Below are 1,192 nucleotides of genomic sequence, written 5' to 3' on the forward strand. Positions count from 1 at the left end.
GAGGACGCGGTCACCGAGATCGCGGCCGGTTCGGGGCTGTACGTGCCGCGGCTGTTCGACAACTACACGTCGTTCAGCGGGCGTCCGGCGGCCCTGTTCGCCCTGCCCGTCGTACGGCGGCCCGGTGTCGGCGTGGTGACGGTGCTGGGCGGGGGCTATCCGGCGTCGGGCGCGGCGGGCGCGGACCGGCTGCCGGTGCCGTACCTGCCGGAAGGGCTGGAGTACGACCCGCAGGAGGGGGCCGGCGAGGTGCAGACGCCGCTGCTGGGCTCGCCCGCCGACGACCTGCTGATCGGCGACACGGTGTGGTTCCGGCACGCCAAGGCGGGCGAGCTGTGCGAACGGTTCGACGCGCTGCACCTGGTGGAGGGCGACGCGGTGACGGCGACCGTGCCGACGTACCGGGGTGAGGGCCACACGTTCCTGTGACGGCTCAGTCCGCCGGGCCGATGCTGCTGCCGACGCCGCCGCCGGAGGCCGTGTCGGTGACCGAGCGGATGCCCTCGGTGATGCGGTCCATGTCGGTGAGGGGCGGACCGTCCTGTCCGGCGTCGAAGACGTAGCGGACGAGGACCGGGGAGCCGGTGCCGACGCCGGAGGGGAACACCAGTGACTGCACGTAGCCGCCGGGCCCCTTGGCGGTGGTGACGCGCCACCGCACGAGGTACCCGGCGCGGCCCGCCACCGCGACCGGGCCGGACTTCACGACCTCGTGGGACGTCAGGCCGCCGTAGGGGCGCCGGCCGAGGGCGTCCTTGTCGAAGGCCGCGTCGGCCGCGTCGGAGACGTCCTCCTCGGCGAGCGCCTCGGGCGAGGTCTCGTCGTTCCCGGTGACGGTGCGGGAGATGACGAGGCCGTGCCGGCAGACGGTGCCGTCGCCGGGGCAGTCGTAGGTTCCTTCGGTGGTCATGACGACGTCGTCCTGGGGCACGTTCTTAGGCCGGACCCAGCCGTCGAGGAGCGGGAAGGTGATCCCGTTGAGCTGGTCCTCGACCACGTCCGGGTCCCCGGCGGGCGACTCGGACCCGGACGGTGACGGCGACGGGGGCTCGGGGGCGGACGTGGTGGCCGTCGGACCGGTGCGCGTCCGCGGGTCGCCGTCGTCCCCGCCGAGGAGCACCGCGCCGGTGACGACCGCCGCGGCCAGCACGGCCCCGGCGGTGGTGAGCGCGACCGCCTTCGTGCGGCCGGT

General features: G+C 74.7%; 1 protein-coding gene and 1 pseudogene. One reads left to right on the forward strand and one right to left on the reverse strand.

The features are described from left to right. Positions 1-429: pseudogene (locus B7767_RS30310) on the forward strand (amino acid deaminase/aldolase); the annotation flags it as partial. 4 nt (positions 430-433) lie between these two features. On the opposite strand, the gene B7767_RS30315 reads toward B7767_RS30310, so the two are convergent. After that, on the reverse strand, positions 434-1,192 hold a 759-nt coding region (locus B7767_RS30315), incomplete at its 5' end, for a DUF2510 domain-containing protein (RefSeq protein ID WP_256923628.1).

The sequence above is a fragment of the Streptomyces sp. 13-12-16 genome, assembly GCF_002114215.1.
GTDB lineage: Bacteria > Actinomycetota > Actinomycetes > Streptomycetales > Streptomycetaceae > Streptomyces.